Source organism: Halopseudomonas salina (assembly GCF_008641105.1).
Genome location: NZ_VTTI01000003.1, coordinates 319,683 through 337,892, shown reverse-complemented (window position 1 = coordinate 337,892; position 18,210 = coordinate 319,683). Strand labels below are relative to the sequence as shown.

15 protein-coding genes are annotated in these 18,210 nt (G+C 57.5%); 12 read left to right on the top strand and 3 right to left on the bottom strand.

The genetic code is table 11. The features are described 5' to 3' along the window. Nucleotides 1–3: 3 nt before the first annotated feature. Both ubiG and FZF01_RS06870 read right to left on the bottom strand, forming a co-directional pair. Entirely contained in the window at nt 4–702 is a 699-nt protein-coding gene (gene ubiG, locus FZF01_RS06875; protein WP_150277399.1) for a bifunctional 2-polyprenyl-6-hydroxyphenol methylase/3-demethylubiquinol 3-O-methyltransferase UbiG, read from the bottom strand. Beyond that, entirely contained in the window at nt 695–2,035 is a 1,341-nt protein-coding gene (locus FZF01_RS06870) for a TRZ/ATZ family hydrolase (RefSeq protein ID WP_150277398.1), read from the bottom strand. The genes ubiG and FZF01_RS06870 overlap by 8 nt, the downstream gene beginning before the upstream one ends. A gap of 126 nt (nt 2,036–2,161) precedes the next feature. On the opposite strand from FZF01_RS06870, the gene mtnA reads away from it, so the two are divergent. The 12 genes from mtnA to pyrF all read left to right on the top strand — a co-directional run bounded on the left by mtnA (nt 2,162) and on the right by pyrF (nt 17,237). Next, entirely contained in the window at nt 2,162–3,241 is a 1,080-nt protein-coding gene (mtnA, locus tag FZF01_RS06865) for an S-methyl-5-thioribose-1-phosphate isomerase (protein WP_150277397.1), read from the top strand. Between the two features lie 232 nt (nt 3,242–3,473). Continuing rightward, nucleotides 3,474–6,122: a DNA gyrase subunit A gene (gene gyrA / locus FZF01_RS06860; protein WP_150277396.1), complete on the top strand. Its 2,649-nt coding sequence runs from the start codon at nt 3,474–3,476 to the stop codon at nt 6,120–6,122. A gap of 8 nt (nt 6,123–6,130) precedes the next feature. Next, nucleotides 6,131–7,216 carry a 3-phosphoserine/phosphohydroxythreonine transaminase gene (serC, locus tag FZF01_RS06855; RefSeq protein WP_150277395.1) on the top strand — a complete coding sequence of 362 codons (1,086 nt, stop codon included), beginning with the start codon at nt 6,131–6,133 and terminating at the stop codon, nt 7,214–7,216. 5 nt (nt 7,217–7,221) lie between these two features. After that, nucleotides 7,222–8,319 carry a prephenate dehydratase gene (gene pheA / locus FZF01_RS06850; RefSeq protein ID WP_150277394.1) on the top strand — a complete coding sequence of 366 codons (1,098 nt, stop codon included), beginning with the start codon at nt 7,222–7,224 and terminating at the stop codon, nt 8,317–8,319. Between the two features lie 91 nt (nt 8,320–8,410). Next, a complete protein-coding gene (gene hisC / locus FZF01_RS06845) occupies nt 8,411–9,523 on the top strand; it encodes a histidinol-phosphate transaminase (protein WP_150277393.1) in 1,113 nt (370 codons plus the stop codon). Beyond that, nucleotides 9,516–11,759, top strand: a complete 2,244-nt coding sequence (locus FZF01_RS06840; RefSeq protein WP_150277392.1) for a bifunctional prephenate dehydrogenase/3-phosphoshikimate 1-carboxyvinyltransferase — start codon at nt 9,516–9,518, stop codon at nt 11,757–11,759. The genes hisC and FZF01_RS06840 overlap by 8 nt, the downstream gene beginning before the upstream one ends. After that, on the top strand, nt 11,756–12,448 hold the full coding sequence (gene cmk / locus FZF01_RS06835) for a (d)CMP kinase (RefSeq protein WP_223825426.1): 693 nt from the start codon (nt 11,756–11,758) through the stop codon (nt 12,446–12,448). Before FZF01_RS06840 ends, cmk begins: the two co-directional genes overlap by 4 nt. Nucleotides 12,449–12,604: 156 nt before the next feature. Continuing rightward, nucleotides 12,605–14,287 (top strand): 30S ribosomal protein S1, encoded by a 1,683-nt coding sequence (rpsA, locus tag FZF01_RS06830; protein WP_150277391.1) that lies wholly within the window; start codon nt 12,605–12,607, stop codon nt 14,285–14,287. A 373-nt stretch (nt 14,288–14,660) separates the two neighbouring features. Further along, nucleotides 14,661–14,954 (top strand): integration host factor subunit beta, encoded by a 294-nt coding sequence (gene ihfB / locus FZF01_RS06825; RefSeq protein WP_150277390.1) that lies wholly within the window; start codon nt 14,661–14,663, stop codon nt 14,952–14,954. Nucleotides 14,955–15,021: 67 nt separating this feature from the next. Further along, complete coding sequence (locus FZF01_RS06820; protein ID WP_150277389.1) at nt 15,022–15,321, top strand: lipopolysaccharide assembly protein LapA domain-containing protein; 300 nt, start codon at nt 15,022–15,024, stop codon at nt 15,319–15,321. Between the two features lie 5 nt (nt 15,322–15,326). Next, entirely contained in the window at nt 15,327–16,514 is a 1,188-nt protein-coding gene (lapB, locus tag FZF01_RS06815) for a lipopolysaccharide assembly protein LapB (protein WP_150277388.1), read from the top strand. A gap of 18 nt (nt 16,515–16,532) precedes the next feature. Further along, nucleotides 16,533–17,237 (top strand): orotidine-5'-phosphate decarboxylase, encoded by a 705-nt coding sequence (gene pyrF / locus FZF01_RS06810; RefSeq protein WP_150277387.1) that lies wholly within the window; start codon nt 16,533–16,535, stop codon nt 17,235–17,237. A gap of 22 nt (nt 17,238–17,259) precedes the next feature. On the opposite strand, the gene FZF01_RS06805 is transcribed toward pyrF, so the two are convergent. Beyond that, nucleotides 17,260–18,129, bottom strand: coding sequence for a DUF6279 family lipoprotein (locus tag FZF01_RS06805; RefSeq protein ID WP_150277386.1), 870 nt, complete (start codon nt 18,127–18,129; stop codon nt 17,260–17,262). Between the last annotated feature and the right edge of the window lie 81 nt (nt 18,130–18,210).

Here is an 18,210-nt window from a genome sequence, read left to right as displayed (position 1 = left end):
CGCTCACAGACTCCGCTGTGTGTGGATCATGTAGTTCACGTCGACATTCTGCTCGAGCTTGTAGATCTTCGTCAGCGGGTTGTAGGTCAGTCCGATGATGTCCTGCATATCCAGACCTGCTTCACGCGACCAGCCTCCGAGTTCGGCGGGCTTGATGAATTTGGCGAATTCGTGGGTGCCCCGCGGCAGCAGCTTGAGAATGTATTCGGCCCCTACAATGGCAAACACAAATGACTTGGGGTTGCGATTGATCGTGGAGAAAAAGACATGTCCGCCTGGCTTGACCAGCGTAGCGCAGGCACGGATGACCGAGCTGGGGTCCGGCACATGTTCAAGCATTTCCAGGCAGGTAACGATATCGAAACGTTCCGGATATGCTTCTGCCATCTGCTCGGCAGTTGTCTGCTGGTAGTCCACTTCCACGCCCGACTCCAGCTGATGCAGCCGGGCTACGGCGAGCGGCGCTTCGCCCATGTCGATGCCGGTCACCTTGGCGCCACGCAAGGCCATGGCTTCGGCGAGAATGCCACCGCCGCAGCCCACATCGAGGATTTCCATGCCGGCCAGACCGACTTTCTGCTCGATCCAGTTGGTGCGCAGTGGGTTGATCTGATGCAGCGGCTTGAACTCGCTATTGCGGTCCCACCAGCGGCTGGCCAGGGCTTCGAACTTGGCAATTTCGGCGCGATCGACGTTAAGCATGATCTTCATCCCTCTCTAGAATCTGTTGTGACCACTGTTTGACGGCGGCGAGCAGCCCGTCCTGATCGGGCAGTATGAGCTGGCCGGCGTTGACTTTTTCGCGACCGGCCACCCAGACATGGGCTACCTGGCTGGCGTTGCAGGTGTAGAGCAGTTGAGAAACCGGATGGTAAACCGGCTGATGGATCAGGGCAGAGAGATCGACTGCCGCAATATCCGCCGATTTGCCGACCTCCAGCGATCCAGTGTCCTCGGCAATACCCATTGCCAGCGCGCCACCCATGGTAGCCATATGCAAGGCCTGATGGGCGGTGAGGGCGGTGGACAGGCCGGTGCTGCTCTTGGCCAGCAGAGAGGCGGTGCGCATTTCACCAAACATGTCCAGATCGTTGTTGCTGGCCGCACCGTCGGTACCCAGGGCTACATTCACGCCGGCATCAATCAGCCGCTGCACGGGACAGACGCCACTGGCCAGCTTCATGTTCGATTCAGGGCAGTGAATCACCGAAACGCCATGATTGATCAGCAGCTCGAGATCTTCATCGTTGATCTGGGTCATGTGCACCGCTTGCATTCTCGGATTCAGCAATCCCAGCGTTTTGAGGCGCTGCAATGGTCGTTGACTGCCCTGGGCAAGAGCATCTGATACTTCCCCTGCTGTCTCGTGAACATGCATGTGTACCGGCATTTCCAGTTCGTCGGCGAGCATCCGTACGTTCGCCAGCGTGGTGTCACCCACCGTGTAGGGGGAGTGGGGGCCGAATGCGACATTTATCAGCGAGTTGTGCTGCAACTCGTCGCGCAGCTTCAGTCCTTTGGCGGTTGCTTCTGCGCTGTCCCGCGCCCCTGGAATCGGATTGTCAATCACCGGGAAGGCCAGCTGCGCCCGTATGCCCGCCTCGATGGCCGCCTCTGCAGCAACCTCAGGGTGAAAGTACATGTCGGCGAAGCAGGTTGTACCGCCGCGCAGCATCTCGGCGATGGCGAGTCGGGTGCCCAGGCGGATGAAGTCCTGGTTGACCCAACGAGCTTCGGCCGGCCAGATGTGCTCCTGCAGCCAGGTCATCAGTGGAAGATCGTCAGCCAGGCCCCGAAATAGGCTCATCGCGGCGTGACCATGGGCGTTTATCAGGCCCGGTATGAGCACGTGGCCCGGCAGTTCACGCCGCACTCTGGCCTGCACGTTGGCGGCCTGGGTGCGGGTAATGATGCCGACAATGCGGCCCTCATTCACGGCCAGGGCGTGCTCTGCCAGTACAGTGCCTGCGGGGATCACAGGCACTATCCAGCTCGGCAGAATCAGCAGGTCTATCTGCTCGGGTAGGGGTGTCATGGGGAGTTCGTCTTGGATCATGCCGGGCAGTATAGCGTCTGCCTGATCCGAGGTGCAGCGGCTTTTCATTTCCATGTTCGTCAGCAGGTGGCGGCCGCAGGTATAATGGCGTTTTGGGAGTTATTCATGCAGCGAGCCGTTCATACCGATGTTGCCGACAGTTTCAGCGCGCTGGCCTGGCACAACGATGCCCTGCGGCTGCTGGACCAGCGTCTGCTGCCGGGACGCGAGGAGTATGTCGACTGCACCGACGCCGCACAGGTGGCAGCGGCTATTGGAGACATGCTGGTGCGTGGCGCGCCGGCAATCGGGATCGCCGGTGCCTACGGCATAGCGCTGCAGGCCCGGGCCATAGGTAGTAGTGATGACTGGACAGCCGCGCTGGCAGAGGCATTTGAAATGCTTGAAGCGGCCCGGCCGACTGCGGTGAATCTGTCCTGGGCGCTTAAGATGATGCGCGACCGGCTGGCCCGACTGGCCCCGCACGCTGATGTGCCCGCGCGCTTGCTGGAGGCGGCACAATCGATCCATCAAAGTGATCTTGAGGCCAACCTGACGATGGCCAAGTTGGGGATGCAGCTGATCCGCAAGCATCACAAAACCCCGCAGAATATACTTACCCATTGCAACACGGGGGCATTGGCCACCGGCGGCTATGGCACGGCCCTCGGCGTTATACGTGCAGCTCAGGCTGCTGGCCTGGTGGATACCGTTTTCGTCGACGAAACCCGGCCCTGGCTTCAGGGTTCACGTCTGACTGCCTGGGAGTTGCAGCGCGAGGGTATCCAAGCCTGCGTGCACGTGGATGCCGCTGCTGGCCATCTGATGAAGACCCGTGATATCACCTGGGTCATCGTCGGAGCGGACCGGATCGCTGCCAACGGCGATGTAATCAACAAGATTGGTACCTATGCGCTTTCCATTCTGGCGATGCACCATGGTTTGCGCTTCATGGTCGTTGCCCCCAGTTCCAGTATCGACATGGCACTGGAAAACGCCGACGAGGTGGTGATCGAAGAGCGTTCTGCCGACGAGCTGTTTGTCCTGGGTGGTCAAACCGTCGATGCCGGTATACCAGCTTTCAATCCGGTGTTTGACGTCACACCCGCTGACCTCATCGACGTTATCGTGACCGAAAAAGGCATTGTCGAACGGCCTGATGCCAAAAAACTGGCTGATCTGATGAGTCACAGACACCTGCACTAGTCTTTCTGACAGAGTTTACGGCGTTGAAGTGGGAGAGAGTCCCCGGGGAGAGTCTTTCGGCTCCCTCCGCAGCCCGCCCTGTGGTATTCTATCGGGCTTTAATCGGCCCGCCGGGCTTGGCTGTTGAATTGCTGCAACAAAAGCCTTTCAGCGGCCCTGCGGGGCCTTCAAGTGCGCTGAACAATTGCTATGGGCATCGTCACGTTGCCGACAATAAAAGGAATGCCGTTTCATGGGTGAACTGGCCAAAGAAATCCTTCCAGTCAATATCGAAGATGAGCTGAAACAGTCCTACCTCGATTACGCGATGAGCGTCATCGTCGGTCGGGCGTTGCCGGACGTGCGTGACGGCCTCAAGCCTGTCCACCGTCGGGTGCTGTTCGCCATGAGCGAGCTGAAGAATGACTGGAACAAGCCCTACAAGAAATCGGCCCGTGTGGTCGGTGATGTTATCGGTAAATATCACCCGCACGGCGACTCTGCGGTGTACGACACCATCGTACGTATGGCTCAGCCTTTCTCGCTGCGCTATCTGCTGGTAGACGGACAGGGTAACTTCGGGTCGGTCGATGGCGATAATGCGGCAGCGATGCGTTATACCGAAATCCGCATGACCAAGTTGGCCCATGAGTTGCTGGCTGACCTGGACAAGGAAACCGTCGACTGGGTACCCAACTACGACGGTACCGAACAGATCCCCGCCGTTTTGCCGACCAAGGTGCCAAACCTGCTGGTCAACGGTTCCAGCGGTATCGCAGTGGGCATGGCAACCAATATTCCGCCGCATAACCTGACCGAAGTGATCAATGGCTGTCTGGCGCTGATCGAAAATCCGGACATGACCATCGATGAGCTGATGGAATATATCCCGGGGCCCGATTTTCCGACTGCAGCCATCATCAACGGCCGTGCCGGCATCGTTGAGGCCTATAACACTGGTCGCGGGCGTATCTATGTGCGTGCCCGCTGCACCATCGAGGATATCGACAAAGTCGGCGGTCGCCAGCAGATCATCATCCATGAGCTGCCATACCAGCTGAACAAGGCGCGATTGATCGAGAAAATTGCCGAGCTGGTCAAGGAAAAGAAGATCGAAGGTATCACCGAGCTGCGTGACGAGTCCGACAAGGATGGCATGCGCGTGGTGATCGAGATTCGCCGGGGCGATGTCGCCGAGGTTGTACTTAATAATCTTTACAGCCAGACCCAGATGCAGAATGTATTCGGCATCAATATCGTCGGTCTGCTGGATGGTCAGCCACGCATTCTAAACCTGAAAGAGCTGCTTGATGCCTTTATAAGGCACCGCCGGGAAGTGGTAACCCGACGTACTGTCTACGAGCTGCGCAAGGCACGTGAGCGCGGGCACATTCTCGAAGGCCAGGCCGTCGCACTGACCAATATCGATCCGGTCATCGCTCTGATCAAGGCGTCCGCGACCTCTGGTGAGGCCAAGGAGCGACTGATCGCCAACCCCTGGGAGCCAGGTGCGGTAATCGAGATGGTCGAACGTGCCGGTGCCGATGCCTGCCGCCCGGATGGTCTGGATGAGCAGTTCGGTCTGCGCGATGGAAAGTATTACCTGTCTCCCGACCAGGCTCAGGCGATTCTTGACCTGCGTCTGCACCGTCTGACTGGGCTTGAGCACGAGAAGCTGCTGGACGAGTATCAGGAGATCCTGACTCAGATCGGTGAGTTGCTGCGCATCCTCAACAGCCAGGAGCGCTTGATGGAGGTCATCGTCGAAGAGCTGGAACTGATTCGCACCAACTTTGGCGATGCGAGGCGTACTGAAATCCTCGCCTCGCGCCTGGATCTGTCACTGGCGGACCTGATCACCGAAGAAGAGCGCGTGGTGACCATCTCCCATGGTGGCTATGCCAAGAGTCAGCCGCTGGCGGACTATCAAGCGCAGCGCCGGGGTGGCCGCGGCAAGGCGGCAACCGGCGTCAAGGATGAGGACTACGTGTCCCACCTGCTGGTTGCCCACAGCCATACCACGTTGTTGCTGTTCTCCAGCAAGGGCAAGGTTTACTGGCTCAAGACCTACGAGATTCCAGAGGCTTCGCGTACAGCGCGCGGTCGTCCGCTGGTCAACCTGCTGCCGCTGGACGACGGCGAGTTCATCAGTGCGATGTTACCGGTCGACGAATATACCGAAGGCTGGTTCATCTTCATGGCCACTGCCAACGGTACAGTCAAGAAGACCCCGCTGGAGCAGTTCAGTCGCCAGCGCAGCGTGGGTTTGATTGCCCTGGATCTGGACGAGGGTGACAAGCTGATTTCCGCTGCCATTACCGACGGCGAGCGCGAAGTGATGCTGTTCTCCGATGGCGGCAAGGTAACCCGCTTCAAGGAAACCGATGTGCGTGCCATGGGCCGTACAGCCCGCGGTGTACGCGGTATGCGATTGGCGGGCGATCAGAAATTGATTTCGATGATTATTGTCGAGGAAGGCTCGCAGATTCTGACCGCTTCTGCCCGGGGCTATGGCAAGCGTACTGCTGTTGAGGAATTTCCACAGTACAAGCGTGGCGGCCAAGGCGTGATTGCGATGGTCAGTAACGAGCGCAATGGCCCTCTGGTCGGTGCAGTGCAGGTCGTCGATGGTGAGGAAATCATGTTGATTTCCGACCAGGGCACGCTGGTACGCACACGCGTTGCTGAAGTATCCAGTCTGTCGCGAAACACTCAGGGTGTGACGCTGATCAAAGTAGCCAGTGATGAAAAGCTGGTGGGTCTGGAGCGCATTCAGGAACCGTCGGAATCGGAAGAGGACATTCTGGACAGTGACGACGATATCGAAGGCGCGGTAGTCGCTGATGACGAACCTGCCGGTCCGGCTGATGATTCTGAAGTAACCGATGATGATCAGGAGTAAAAGCTGACGTGAGCAATCGACTGTTCAATTTCTGCGCCGGCCCGGCCGCGCTGCCTGAAGCGGTATTACAGCAGGCCCAGACCGAGCTGCTTGACTGGCAGGGCAAGGGACTTTCCGTCATGGAAATGAGCCATCGCAGCGAAGAATTCACCAGCGTTGCCGAGACGGCCGAACAGGACCTGCGTGACCTGCTGAACATACCGAGCAATTACCGGGTGTTGTTTCTGCAGGGCGGCGCGAGCCAGCAGTTTGCCCAGATCCCGCTGAATTTCATGCCGGAAGATGGCAGTGCAGACTACATCGATACCGGTATCTGGTCGGCCAAGGCAATCGAAGAGGCCGCTCGTTTCGGTCACGTCAATGTTGCAGCCAGCGCAAAAGCGCACGACTACTTTGCGATTCCCGGCCAGAACGACTGGCAGCTGTCTGACGCTGCGTCCTACGTGCATTACACGCCGAATGAGACGATCGGCGGTCTGGAGTTCGGCTGGATCCCCGAAGTGGGTGACACACCGCTGATCGCCGATATGTCCTCGACGATTCTGTCGCGTCCGCTGGACGTGTCGAAGTTCGGGATGATCTACGCCGGCGCGCAGAAGAATATCGGGCCCAGTGGTCTGGTCGTGGTGATCGTGCGTGAGGATCTGCTCGGTGCAGCACGCGCCAGTTGCCCCACCATGCTCGATTACGCGGTGGCAGCGAAAAACGGATCCATGTACAACACGCCGCCAACCTTCGGCTGGTATCTGGCAGGTCTGATTTTTAAATGGCTCAAGGAGCAAGGCGGTCTGGAGGCGATGGAGCGGATAAACAAGGTTAAGCAACAGACCTTGTATCGGGCGATCGACAATAGTGAGCTGTACAGCAACCCCATCAATCCGGCAGATCGTTCCTGGATGAACGTTCCATTCCGTCTGGCTGATGACCGCCTCGACAAGCTCTTTCTGGCCGGCGCCGAAGAGCGCGGGCTGCTTAATCTCAAGGGCCATCGTTCCGTTGGTGGGATGCGCGCGTCGATATATAACGCCGTTACCCAGCAGGCGGTCGATGCGTTGGTGGCCTACATGGCCGAGTTCGAAAAGCAACAGGGTTGATTGGCATGTCCGACGAAGACCAACTCAAAGCGCTCCGCAAGCGTATCGATTCGCTCGATGAAAAAATTCTCGAACTGATCAGCGAACGTGCCCAGTGCGCGCAGACCGTTGCTCAGGTCAAGCAGAAGTCGCTGCCAGCGGGCATCGAGCCTGTGTTCTACCGTCCTGAGCGCGAGGCCTGGGTGTTAAAGCACATCATGGAGCTGAACAAGGGGCCGCTCGACAACGAAGAGATGGCCCGTCTGTTCCGTGAGATCATGTCTGCCTGTCTGGCGCTTGAACAACCGCTCAAGGTCGCTTATCTGGGGCCGGAAGGGACCTTTACCCAGGCGGCGGCAATCAAGCATTTCGGTCACTCGGTGGTCAGCGTGCCGATGGCGGCGATCGATGAGATTTTCCGCGAAGTGGCGGCTGGGGCTGTGCAATTTGGTGTAGTGCCGGTGGAAAATTCCACAGAGGGCGCGATCAATCACACCCTGGATAGCTTCCTCGAGCACGATATGGTGATCTGCGGTGAGGTCGAGCTGCGCATTCATCACCACCTGCTGGTGGGTGAAAACACCAAGACTGACAAGATTTCCCGTGTTTACTCCCACGCCCAGTCCCTTGCCCAGTGCCGCAAGTGGCTGGACGCACACTATCCGAATGTCGAGCGCGTTGCGGTCGCCAGTAATGCGGAAGCCGCCAAGCGGGTCAAAGGTGAGTGGAACTCAGCTGCCATCGCCGGTGATATGGCATGCGAGCTCTACGGCTTGAGCAAGATCGCCGAAAAAATCGAGGATCGGCCGGACAATTCGACTCGTTTCCTGATTATCGGTAGCCAGATGGTGCCGCCCACCGGCGACGACAAGACCTCGGTCATTGTCTCCATGCGCAACAAGCCCGGTGCATTGCACCATCTGCTTCAGCCATTCCACAACAACGGTGTGGATCTGTCACGGATCGAAACCCGACCGTCGCGCAGCGGCAAATGGACCTACGTATTCTTCATCGACTTCTTCGGCCACCAGCACGACCCGCTGATCAAGGACGCTCTGGAGAAGATCAACGACGAATCCGTGGCACTCAAGGTGCTCGGGTCTTATCCGAAGGCGGTACTCTGAATCCACAGCGACAAGCTGCAAGCGGCAAGCTGCAAGTAACGGCAGTCTGGAGCGGCTTGTGGCTTGCAGCTTATAGCTTGAGGCTTGTGTCATGACCTGCGATTTCCTTGCCCTGGCTCAGCCGGGCGTACAAAAGCTGTCTCCTTACGTGCCAGGCAAGCCTGTGGAAGAGCTGGCCCGGGAATTCGGGCTGCGTCCAGATGATATCGTCAAGCTGGCCAGTAACGAGAATCCACTCGGGCCTAGCCCCATGGCGATTGCCGCCATTCAAGCCGTGCTACCCGACATGACTCGCTACCCCGACGGCAATGGTTTTGCGCTTAAGCAGGCGCTCTCGCAGCGCCTGGGCGTGACTCCAACAATGATCACTCTGGGTAATGGTTCCAACGATATTCTCGAGCTGATCACCCGCGCCTTTGTAGGGCCTCAGCACGAGGTGGTTTTCAGTGAGCACGCATTCGCAGTTTATCCGATTGTCACCCAGGCGGTGGGCGCGCAGGCAGTTGTCGTGCCCGCGACCAACTGGGGTCACGATCTGGACGCCATGGCTGCGGCAATCACAGCGAAAACCCGGCTGGTATTTGTCGCCAACCCAAACAATCCCACGGGCACCTGGATCGAGAAGGGCGAGCTGGAACGCTTTCTTGCCAGGGTGCCGGAACAGGTTATTGTGGTACTCGACGAGGCCTACACCGAGTACGTCGAAACCACCGACGTACCCAACGGCCTGGATTATCTGAAACAGTATCCCAATCTTCTGGTGTCACGGACCTTTTCCAAGGCTTATGGCCTTGCGGCCCTGCGCGTGGGTTATGGCATCTGCCAGCCGGCGATCGCTGATGCCATGAATCGTGTCCGTCAGCCATTCAATGTCAACAGTCTGGCCCAGGCTGCAGCGCTGGCGACCCTGGAAGATGATGCCTATCTGGCCGAGAGCCGCCGCATCAATCGTGAGGGTATGGCGCAGTTGGAGGCCGGTTTCACAGCACTGAAACTCCAATGGATTCCTTCGCGCGGTAACTTTATCGCGGTTGATCTGGGTCGTGAGGCCGCTCCAGTATTTCAGGAGCTGCTGCGCCAAGGCGTGATTGTACGTCCGGTGGCCAATTACGGCATGCCGGACCACTTGCGTGTTTCCATTGGCTTGCCGGCAGAGAATCAGCGCTTTCTCGATGTGCTGAAGCAGGTTCTGTTGAATGGATGATCTTGAACAACGGTCATATACAACCGGCAAGCTCGGGCGCCTGACCGTAGTTGGTCTGGGTCTTATCGGTGGATCCTTTGCCAAGGGAATGCGTGAATCTGGCCTGTGTGGCGAAGTCATTGGCTATGATGCAGATCCTGTGGCACGCAATCTCGCTGTACCCCTGGGTGTCGTGGACGGTGTCGCCGCCGACCTTGAAGGCGCGGTAGAGGGAGCTGATGTGATCCTCCTGGCGGTGCCAATTCTGGCCATGGAAAAAGTACTGGCGCAGTTGGCACAGATGAGCCTTGGGCAGGCAGTGATTACTGATGTTGGTAGCACCAAGGGCGCAGTGGTAGATGCAGTGGTCAAGGCATTTGGTGCGGTGCCTGCCAATTTCGTGCCTGGCCATCCGATTGCTGGATCCGAGCGCAGCGGCGTGGAGGCGGCAAATGCAGAGCTGTTTCAGCGCCACAAGGTTATTCTGACGCCACTGGAAGGAACGGATCCGGTGGCTCTGGAGCAGGTGAGCGGGCTCTGGCAGGTCCTCGGTGCCGATGTGGAGCACATGGCGTTAGCCGACCATGATGAGGTGCTGGCTGCGACCAGTCACCTGCCTCATCTTTTGGCGTTTTCGCTGGTCGATACCTTGGCATCGCGTAGCGAGAATCTCGAGATTTTCCGTTACGCAGCGGGTGGGTTCCGCGACTTTACCCGAATCGCTGCAAGCGACCCGACCATGTGGCGGGATATCTTTCTCGCCAATCAGGACGCCGTGTTGCGCAGTCTCGACGCCTTTACCCGGGATCTGGCGCGTGTGCGCACGGCAATAGAAGAGGGGGACGCTACAGCATTGCTGGGCGTCTTTACCCGGGCCAAATCAGCCCGCGAACATTTCAGCAATATTCTGGCCCGCAGGGCCTATGTGGAACCTATGCAGACTCAATCCGTCAATTTTATCGCCAGCCCCGGTGGCTGCGTTCAAGGTACTATCCGCGTCCCCGGCGACAAGTCGATTTCCCACCGCTCGATCATGCTCGGCTCGCTCGCCGAGGGAGTCACCCATGTAGAGGGTTTCCTCGAAGGTGAGGACAGCCTGGCCACGCTTCAGGCGTTCCGTGATATGGGAGTTGTCATAGAAGGCCCGGACCATGGCAGGGTGACCATCAATGGGGTGGGTCTGCAGGGGCTGCAGGCTCCTCCGGGCCCACTTTATGTGGGTAACTCCGGCACCTCCATGCGGTTGCTCTCGGGCCTGCTGGCGGGCCAGCAGTTCGATACCATTTTGACCGGTGATATTTCACTATCCAATCGTCCGATGGGCAGAGTAGCCAAACCCTTGAGGGAAATGGGCGCACGCATCGAGACTGGGGAAGACGGTCGTCCGCCATTGCATATCCAGGGTGACAGTCGGCTGGTCGGTATGGATTACAGCATGCCCATGGCCAGCGCGCAGGTTAAGTCCTGCCTGTTGCTGGCGGGTCTCTACGCTTCGGGTCGTACTTCGGTAACCGAGCCTGCTCCAACCCGCGACCACACCGAGCGCATGCTCAAGGGGTTTGGTTATCCAATAGCGGTCGATGGTGCCACCGTTACCATTGAACCTGGCCACAAACTCACGGCCTGCAAGATCGATGTGCCGGCGGATATTTCCTCGGCAGCCTTTTTCATGGTGGCGGCGAGCATTGCCGAAGGCTCAAATCTGCTGCTCGAGCACGTCGGCATCAACCCGACCCGCATCGGCGTGATCAATATCCTGCGCGAGATGGGCGGCGATATCACCCTGGAGAACGAGCGTGAAGTCGGCGGTGAACCCGTTGCTGATATTCGAATTCGTTCGGCGGCGCTGAAGGGTATCGATATCCCGGTAGATCAGGTGCCGTTGGCTATCGATGAATTCCCCGTACTGTTCATCGCTGCCGCCTGCGCCGAGGGCCGCACGATCCTGCGCGGCGCCGAGGAGCTGCGAGTCAAGGAGTCCGACCGCATCCAGGTTATGGCCGATGGTTTGCAGACATTGGGCATCAAGGCAGAGCCGACACACGACGGCATTATTATTGATGGCGGTCAGATGCAGGGCGGCTCGGTTGCAAGTCATGGCGATCACCGCATCGCGATGTCATTCAGTGTTGCCTCGCTCAGGGCGCAGCACGATATTCAGATCACGGATTGCGCCAATGTGGCGACATCATTCCCGGGCTTCGTGGAGCTGGCCAGTTCGGTCGGCATCAAGGTTCGGCTAGAGGAGGGCGCGTGACAGATCAAGCCATACCGGTCATCACCATCGATGGGCCTGGCGGTTCCGGCAAGGGAACAATCGCCGGTTTGCTGGCAGCGAAGTTAGGATGGAACCTGCTCGATTCAGGTGCCCTTTACCGATTGCTGGCCTTTGCGGCGCAGAATCACGGCGTGGACCTGACCAATGAAGAGTCGCTTAAGACTCTGGCCGCTCACCTGGATGTGCAGTTTCTGGCCGACAGCGGCAATCGCGAGCAGCGGATCATTCTCGAGGGCGAGGAGGTAACACGGGCCATCCGTACCGAATCCATGGGTACTGGAGCCTCCCAGGTAGCATCGATTCCGGTGGTGCGCGAAGCATTGCTGCAGCGCCAGCACGCCTTCCGCGAGGCGCCCGGCCTGGTAGCGGATGGTCGTGACATGGGTACAGTAGTCTTCACCGATGCCGATCTGAAGATCTTTCTGACCGCCAGCCCGCACATCCGGGCCGAGCGGCGCCACAAGCAGTTGCTCGAAAAGGGTGAAGCTGCTAATCTGGCGAGTCTTCTCGATGAGATTTTGGCCCGGGATGAGCGGGATATGAGTCGCAGCGTGGCGCCCTTGCGTCCGGCTGACGATGCAATCGTGCTTGATTCGACCAGTCTGTCGATTGAAGAAGTACTTGAAAAGGTTCTGACGGAAGCGCGCAAACGCGACCTGCAGGGCTGATCAGGGCATCCGCTGCCGGAAAACCAGCCTGGCCGGCAACGGGCATTTAATAATCAACCCACATCAGCTGGTGATGTGGCGGGTATGTTGGCTGCAGGGCGCGCGAAGCAAGCGGCCAGGCGGTTACTGCCTTTATAACCATTTACAGGATTCCAAATGAGCGAAAGCTTTGCCGAACTTTTTGAAGAAAGTCTAGTCTCCCTCGACATGCAGCCGGGTTCTATCATCACCGGTATCATCGTGGACATCGACTCCGATTGGGTCACAGTTCACGCTGGCCTGAAGTCTGAAGGTGTCATCCCCCGTGAGCAGTTCCTGAACGATCAGGGCGAGCTGACGATCAAGGTGGGTGATGAGGTTCACGTTGCACTGGAAGCCGTCGAAGACGGTTTCGGTGAAACCAAACTCTCCCGCGAGAAGGCCAAGCGTGCCGAATCCTGGAAAGTCCTCGAAGCAGCTTTCGCCGCAGAAGAAATCGTCAAGGGTGTTATCAACGGCAAGGTCAAAGGTGGCTTTACCGTCGACGTCAACACCATCCGCGCGTTCCTGCCGGGCTCTCTGGTCGATGTCCGCCCTGTGCGCGACACCACGCACCTGGAAGGCAAGGAACTGGAATTCAAGGTCATCAAGCTTGACCAGAAGCGCAACAATGTTGTCGTTTCCCGTCGCGCCGTCCTCGAAGCCGAGAACAGTGCCGAGCGTGAAGCCCTGCTGGAAACCCTGCAGGAAGGCCAGGTTGTCAAGGGTATCGTCAAGAACCTCACAGATTACGGCGCATTCGTCGATCTGGGCGGCGTAGACGGCCTGCTGCACATCACCGACATGGCTTGGAAGCGTATCAAGCATCCTTCCGAAATCGTCAATGTTGGCGACGAGATCGACGTCAAGGTGCTGAAGTTCGACCGCGAGCGCAATCGCGTTTCCCTGGGTCTGAAGCAGCTGGGTGAAGATCCATGGGTCGCCATCACCGGTCGTTACCCTGAAGGTACTCGTGTTACCGCCAAGGTCACCAACCTCACCGACTACGGCTGCTTCGCCGAGCTGGAAGAGGGTGTTGAAGGCCTGGTACACGTATCCGAAATGGATTGGACCAACAAGAACATCCATCCTTCCAAGGTCGTGCAGGTTGGCGATGAAGTGGAAGTCATGGTTCTGGATATCGACGAAGATCGTCGTCGTATCTCCCTGGGCATCAAGCAGTGCAAGATGAACCCGTGGGAAGAGTTCTCCAGCAAGTTCAACAAAGGCGACAAGATTTCCGGCTCCATCAAGTCGATCACCGATTTCGGTATCTTCATTGGTCTGGACGGCGGCATCGACGGTCTGGTTCACCTGTCCGACATCTCCTGGAACGAAGCTGGCGAAGAAGCCGTACGCCGTTTCAAGAAGGGCGACGAGATCGAGACTGTCATCCTGTCGGTTGATCCCGAGCGTGAGCGCATCTCCCTGGGTATCAAGCAGCTGGAAGACGATCCGTTCTCCAACTTCGCTTCCCTGAACGAGAAAGGCACCATCCTCAACGGTATCGTCAAGGAAGTTGACGCCAAGGGCGCCATCATCACGCTGGCCGAAGAAATCGAAGGCACACTGAAAGCCTCCGAGATCAGCCGTGACCGCGTTGAAGATGCACGTAACGTCCTGAACGTTGGCGACGAAGTCGAAGCCAAGATCATCAGCATCGATCGCAAGAGCCGCGTGATCAGCCTGTCGATCAAGGCGAAAGACGTTGAAGACGAGAAAGAAGCGATTCAGGGCCTGCGTCAGCAGGAAATGACCGCTTCCGGTCCGACCACCATCGGTGATCTGATCAAGCAGCAGATGGAAAACAAGAACAACTGATCCACGTTCTTGTAGTTCCTGAAAAGGGCGACTTCGGTCGCCCTTTTTTGTGCCCGCAAATCAGCCGCAAGCTGCAAGCTACAAGCTACAAGCTACAAGCTACAAGCCACAAGCCACAAGCTACAAGCTACAAGCTAGAAGCTAGAAGCAATCCGAGTCTGGCTCGTTTCGAGTGAGAGACATAACTCCGTAGAGCCCGCCATTCATGAGAAGTTCTTGCCGACCATAAGCTCATCTGACTGCAGGAACTGCTTGCCGCTTGCCGCTTGGAGCTTGCCGCTTGGCGGCTCGGGTCTTACAGCTTGCCGCTAGGTCCCAAGCATGGTAAAACCGAGTAAAAGGTGATCTAGCCGCTTGATAAAAAAGGAAAATCATGACCAAGTCGGAGTTGATCGAGCGCATAGTCGAGCAGCAGGGACAGTTATCAGCCAAGGATGTCGAATTGGCGATCAAGACCATGCTGGAGCATATGTCTCAGGCACTTGCTACCGGGGAGCGGATAGAGATCCGCGGCTTTGGCAGCTTTTCCCTGCATTACCGCGCCCCGCGAGTCGGCCGCAACCCCAAGACAGGCGACTCTGTCGAGCTCGATGGCAAGTATGTCCCGCATTTCAAGCCTGGCAAGGAGCTGCGTGACCGGGTCAACGAGTCACTGCAGATGGCCTGAAGCGGTATCTCACGCGCCTGGCACTAGGCTATACTGCCCAGATGTGAACGGACTGGAGTAGTGTGGTATGCAATGGCTCAAGCGCGCGGTGCTAATAATTTTTCTTTTGCTCGTCGCACTGGCAACGCTGGATTTTGTTCTGGAAAATCAACAGAGCACTCAACTTCAGTTTCTCGAGCTGCATTCTCCCGCCATGCCCCTATCCCTGTTTGTGATTATTGCCTTTATCCTCGGCAGCTTGCTGGGCGTGTTCATCGGCTGGCTGATCACCACGCGTCTGCGCCTAAAACTGATGGTGCAAAGCAACGAGCTAAACCGCTATCGCAAGGAAGTCGACAAGCTACGCACCCAGGCAATCAAAGGCTGATATTCATGCAGGAACTGATGTTCCTCGGGCTCTTCGTACTGGCTCTTGGTATTGGCTGGTTCCTGGGTCGTCGGGAAGCAATCAAGGTCGGCTTCATGGTTCAGCCACACGGCAGTGCTCTGGACCGCCAATACTTCATTGGGCTTAATTACCTGCTTAACGAGCAGCCGGACGAGGCCATCGAGACCTTCATCCGCGCCCTGGAAGTGAATCCCGAAACGGTGGAAACCCATATTGCGATCGGTAAGCTGTTTTGCCAACGCGGCGATGTGGAGCGCGCGATCAAGGTCCACCAGAATCTGCTTGCCCGTCCCAATCTGAGTCGTCACCAGGCTGATAACGTACAGCTGGAGCTGGCTCGTGATTATCTGGCAGTAGGGATGCACAACCGTTCTGAGCGTCTTCTGGAAGAACTGGTTGAAAACGGCTCACCGTTGAGGGCTGAGGCGCTGGTAGATCTGGTCAAGGTATACGAGCGTGAGCATGAATGGTCTCAAGCGACCGTGGTCGGCGAGAAGCTGGTTCGTGAGCGAGCGGAATTCGCGGTTACCCTGGCTCACTATTATTGCGAGATGGCGCTTGAGCCGATTCGCCAGCAGGAGGTTTCCCAGGCGCGCAAATACCTTCAGAATGCACTCAGGGCTGATTCGGGATGTATCCGTGCCTATCTGCTACTGACGGAGCTTGAGCAGAGCCAGGGCAAGCACAGGGAGGCTGCCAATTATCTGCAGCGCCTTGCAGTGACCGATTCCGACATGGTGCCAGAAGCCTTGTCGCTTGCCAGGAGTGGCGCTGATAATGGCGTCCTCAATCTGGGTGAATATCTGGATGCAGCGATAGATCGTGGGCCGCCGATGATTGATACCGTTCTGGCCCGGGCTGATGATATGCGACCTACTGCCAGTATCAGCGACGTCAGTCGTTTCGTTCTACAGCATATACAGAGCCAGCCCTCATTGCGGGGGCTCATGTATCTGATTGATCTGCATCTGGATCACGTGGACGCCAAGGGGAAGGAGAATTTGCTGATTCTGCGCGGTGTCGTCGAAGCCCTGGTGCGCGAAAAGCATCGCTACCGGTGTACTTCATGCGGATTTCTGGCCAAGCGTTTGCACTGGCAGTGTCCGACATGCCATGGCTGGTCCACGATCAGACCTCTCAAGGGTCATGAAACAGCGAAACAGCATCACTAATTTCTACAGGAACGATACATGCCCTGCGATACCCCGGTAATAGTAGCCCTGGACTTTCCCGAAGCCGCTTCAGCCATTGCCATGGCTGAACAACTTGATCCTGCCAAATGCCGCCTCAAGGTGGGCAAAGAGCTTTTTACCAGCAGCGGACCAGCTGTTATCGAGCAATTACACCAACGTGGCTTTGAGGTCTTTCTGGATCTCAAGTTTCATGACATCCCCAACACAACAGCCAGTGCGGTCAGGGCAGCGGCGGACCTGGGCGTATGGATGGTCAATGTCCACGCTGGCGGCGGCCGACGCATGATGAATGCCTGCACAGAAATCCTGCACTCCAGGGAGGGACATCGGCCACTGTTGATAGCGGTCACTGTGCTGACGAGTCTCGAACAGGAGGACCTGCAGGAAGTCGGAGTAGATATAGAGCCAATGGTGCAGGTGCAGCGTCTAGGTCGCCTGGCTCAGGAATGTGGCCTAGACGGTCTGGTGTGCTCCGCGCGCGAATCCAGGGCGCTACGCGGGGCGCTGGGTGATGATCTGTTGCTGGTGACCCCGGGCATTCGGCCCTCGGATGCAAGCGCTGACGATCAGAAGCGAATTGTTACACCCGCTCAGGCGATGACCAATGGCAGCAGCTTTCTGGTAATTGGTCGACCCATTACCCGTGCGGCAGCGCCTGCCCAGGCGTTGGACAGGATATTGGCGGAGCTGCAGCAGGCTTGACGGTCCTGGTATCTACCAAGCGTCATGCTTTAGTACATTGCAAAGCTTCCATATCAGCTCGCAGGGTCGAGAAACGCTTGGTTAGATGCTGTTTTTGCTTGTCGCTAGCCAGGTTCATGAGATCAGCCAGAAGGCGTGCGCCCTGTTCCTGATTGATGTCGGCGATCCGCCCATATCTGTCGATCCAGAACTGCTCACGTTCAATCAGCAGCTCTGTTATCTGTTGATCGAATTCCGGCTTGCCGCGGTTTTCCACTGCAGTCAGAAAGGCGTTTTGCCAGGCGAGTCGATTGTCGAGCCAGATGCTGCTATGTCCCTGTAGCTGGTCAGCCCAGTCGGAGAGTCTGGCATATTGTTGTTTGTCGAGCGGACCCAGCCAGTCTTCCAGACGTTCCTGCGCCCGGTCTACGCGTTCGCGATGCTGTGTTGTCAGGTCTGGTTCAACGTACTTTTCTACCAGTTCCGCGTGTTTTTTCTGCAGGTTGGCTTTGAGTTCTTCGACCTGCCGGGCGTCGAGCTGGCGAAGCAATCCTGATACGGTGGGTGCGATCTCTGTCAGGAGTCTGTCCACGGCCGTTTCGATCCGCGGTAATCCTTGTGAGAGCATGGAGGAGTCGAGTTGCTCGTCACGCAGACTGGTCTCGAGATGGTCGAGCAGCGGCAGATAGCGGGGGAGCTCAACGCTGCAGTGCCACGCAAGCTGCTCTTGGGTGCGGGCTCGCAGCCAGCGCTTCTGATCCCCGGTTAGTGATATGTAATCGCTCACTTTCCAGTTGATCAGCCAGTCCAGGTTGTTGTACGCAAGCCTGCTGGCGCTACAGGCTGCCAGTAGGGTGAGGCAAGCAACAAGTACAAGCGTCTTGAGAAATGAAAAACAGCACCGGTTGAACATGAGACTTCCCGTTATGGCTCCCGGACAGAATAGTGGCTTCAATCCGGGCGCGCTCCGGGAAAGTGTTTCTTTTCCAGTCTG

What these genes read in the sequence shown, in the direction of transcription:
- ubiG (WP_150277399.1), bottom strand. Translation starts at nt 702, where the DNA reads ATGCTTAACGTCGATCGCGCCGAAATTGCCAAGTTCGAAGCCCTGGCC.
- FZF01_RS06870 (WP_150277398.1), bottom strand. Translation starts at nt 2,035, where the DNA reads ATGACACCCCTACCCGAGCAGATAGACCTGCTGATTCTGCCGAGCTGG.
- mtnA (WP_150277397.1), top strand. Translation starts at nt 2,162, where the DNA reads ATGCAGCGAGCCGTTCATACCGATGTTGCCGACAGTTTCAGCGCGCTG.
- gyrA (WP_150277396.1), top strand. Translation starts at nt 3,474, where the DNA reads ATGGGTGAACTGGCCAAAGAAATCCTTCCAGTCAATATCGAAGATGAG.
- pheA (WP_150277394.1), top strand. Translation starts at nt 7,222, where the DNA reads ATGTCCGACGAAGACCAACTCAAAGCGCTCCGCAAGCGTATCGATTCG.
- hisC (WP_150277393.1), top strand. Translation starts at nt 8,411, where the DNA reads ATGACCTGCGATTTCCTTGCCCTGGCTCAGCCGGGCGTACAAAAGCTG.
- FZF01_RS06840 (WP_150277392.1), top strand. Translation starts at nt 9,516, where the DNA reads ATGGATGATCTTGAACAACGGTCATATACAACCGGCAAGCTCGGGCGC.
- rpsA (WP_150277391.1), top strand. Translation starts at nt 12,605, where the DNA reads ATGAGCGAAAGCTTTGCCGAACTTTTTGAAGAAAGTCTAGTCTCCCTC.
- ihfB (WP_150277390.1), top strand. Translation starts at nt 14,661, where the DNA reads ATGACCAAGTCGGAGTTGATCGAGCGCATAGTCGAGCAGCAGGGACAG.
- FZF01_RS06820 (WP_150277389.1), top strand. Translation starts at nt 15,022, where the DNA reads ATGCAATGGCTCAAGCGCGCGGTGCTAATAATTTTTCTTTTGCTCGTC.
- lapB (WP_150277388.1), top strand. Translation starts at nt 15,327, where the DNA reads ATGCAGGAACTGATGTTCCTCGGGCTCTTCGTACTGGCTCTTGGTATT.
- pyrF (WP_150277387.1), top strand. Translation starts at nt 16,533, where the DNA reads ATGCCCTGCGATACCCCGGTAATAGTAGCCCTGGACTTTCCCGAAGCC.
- FZF01_RS06805 (WP_150277386.1), bottom strand. Translation starts at nt 18,129, where the DNA reads ATGTTCAACCGGTGCTGTTTTTCATTTCTCAAGACGCTTGTACTTGTT.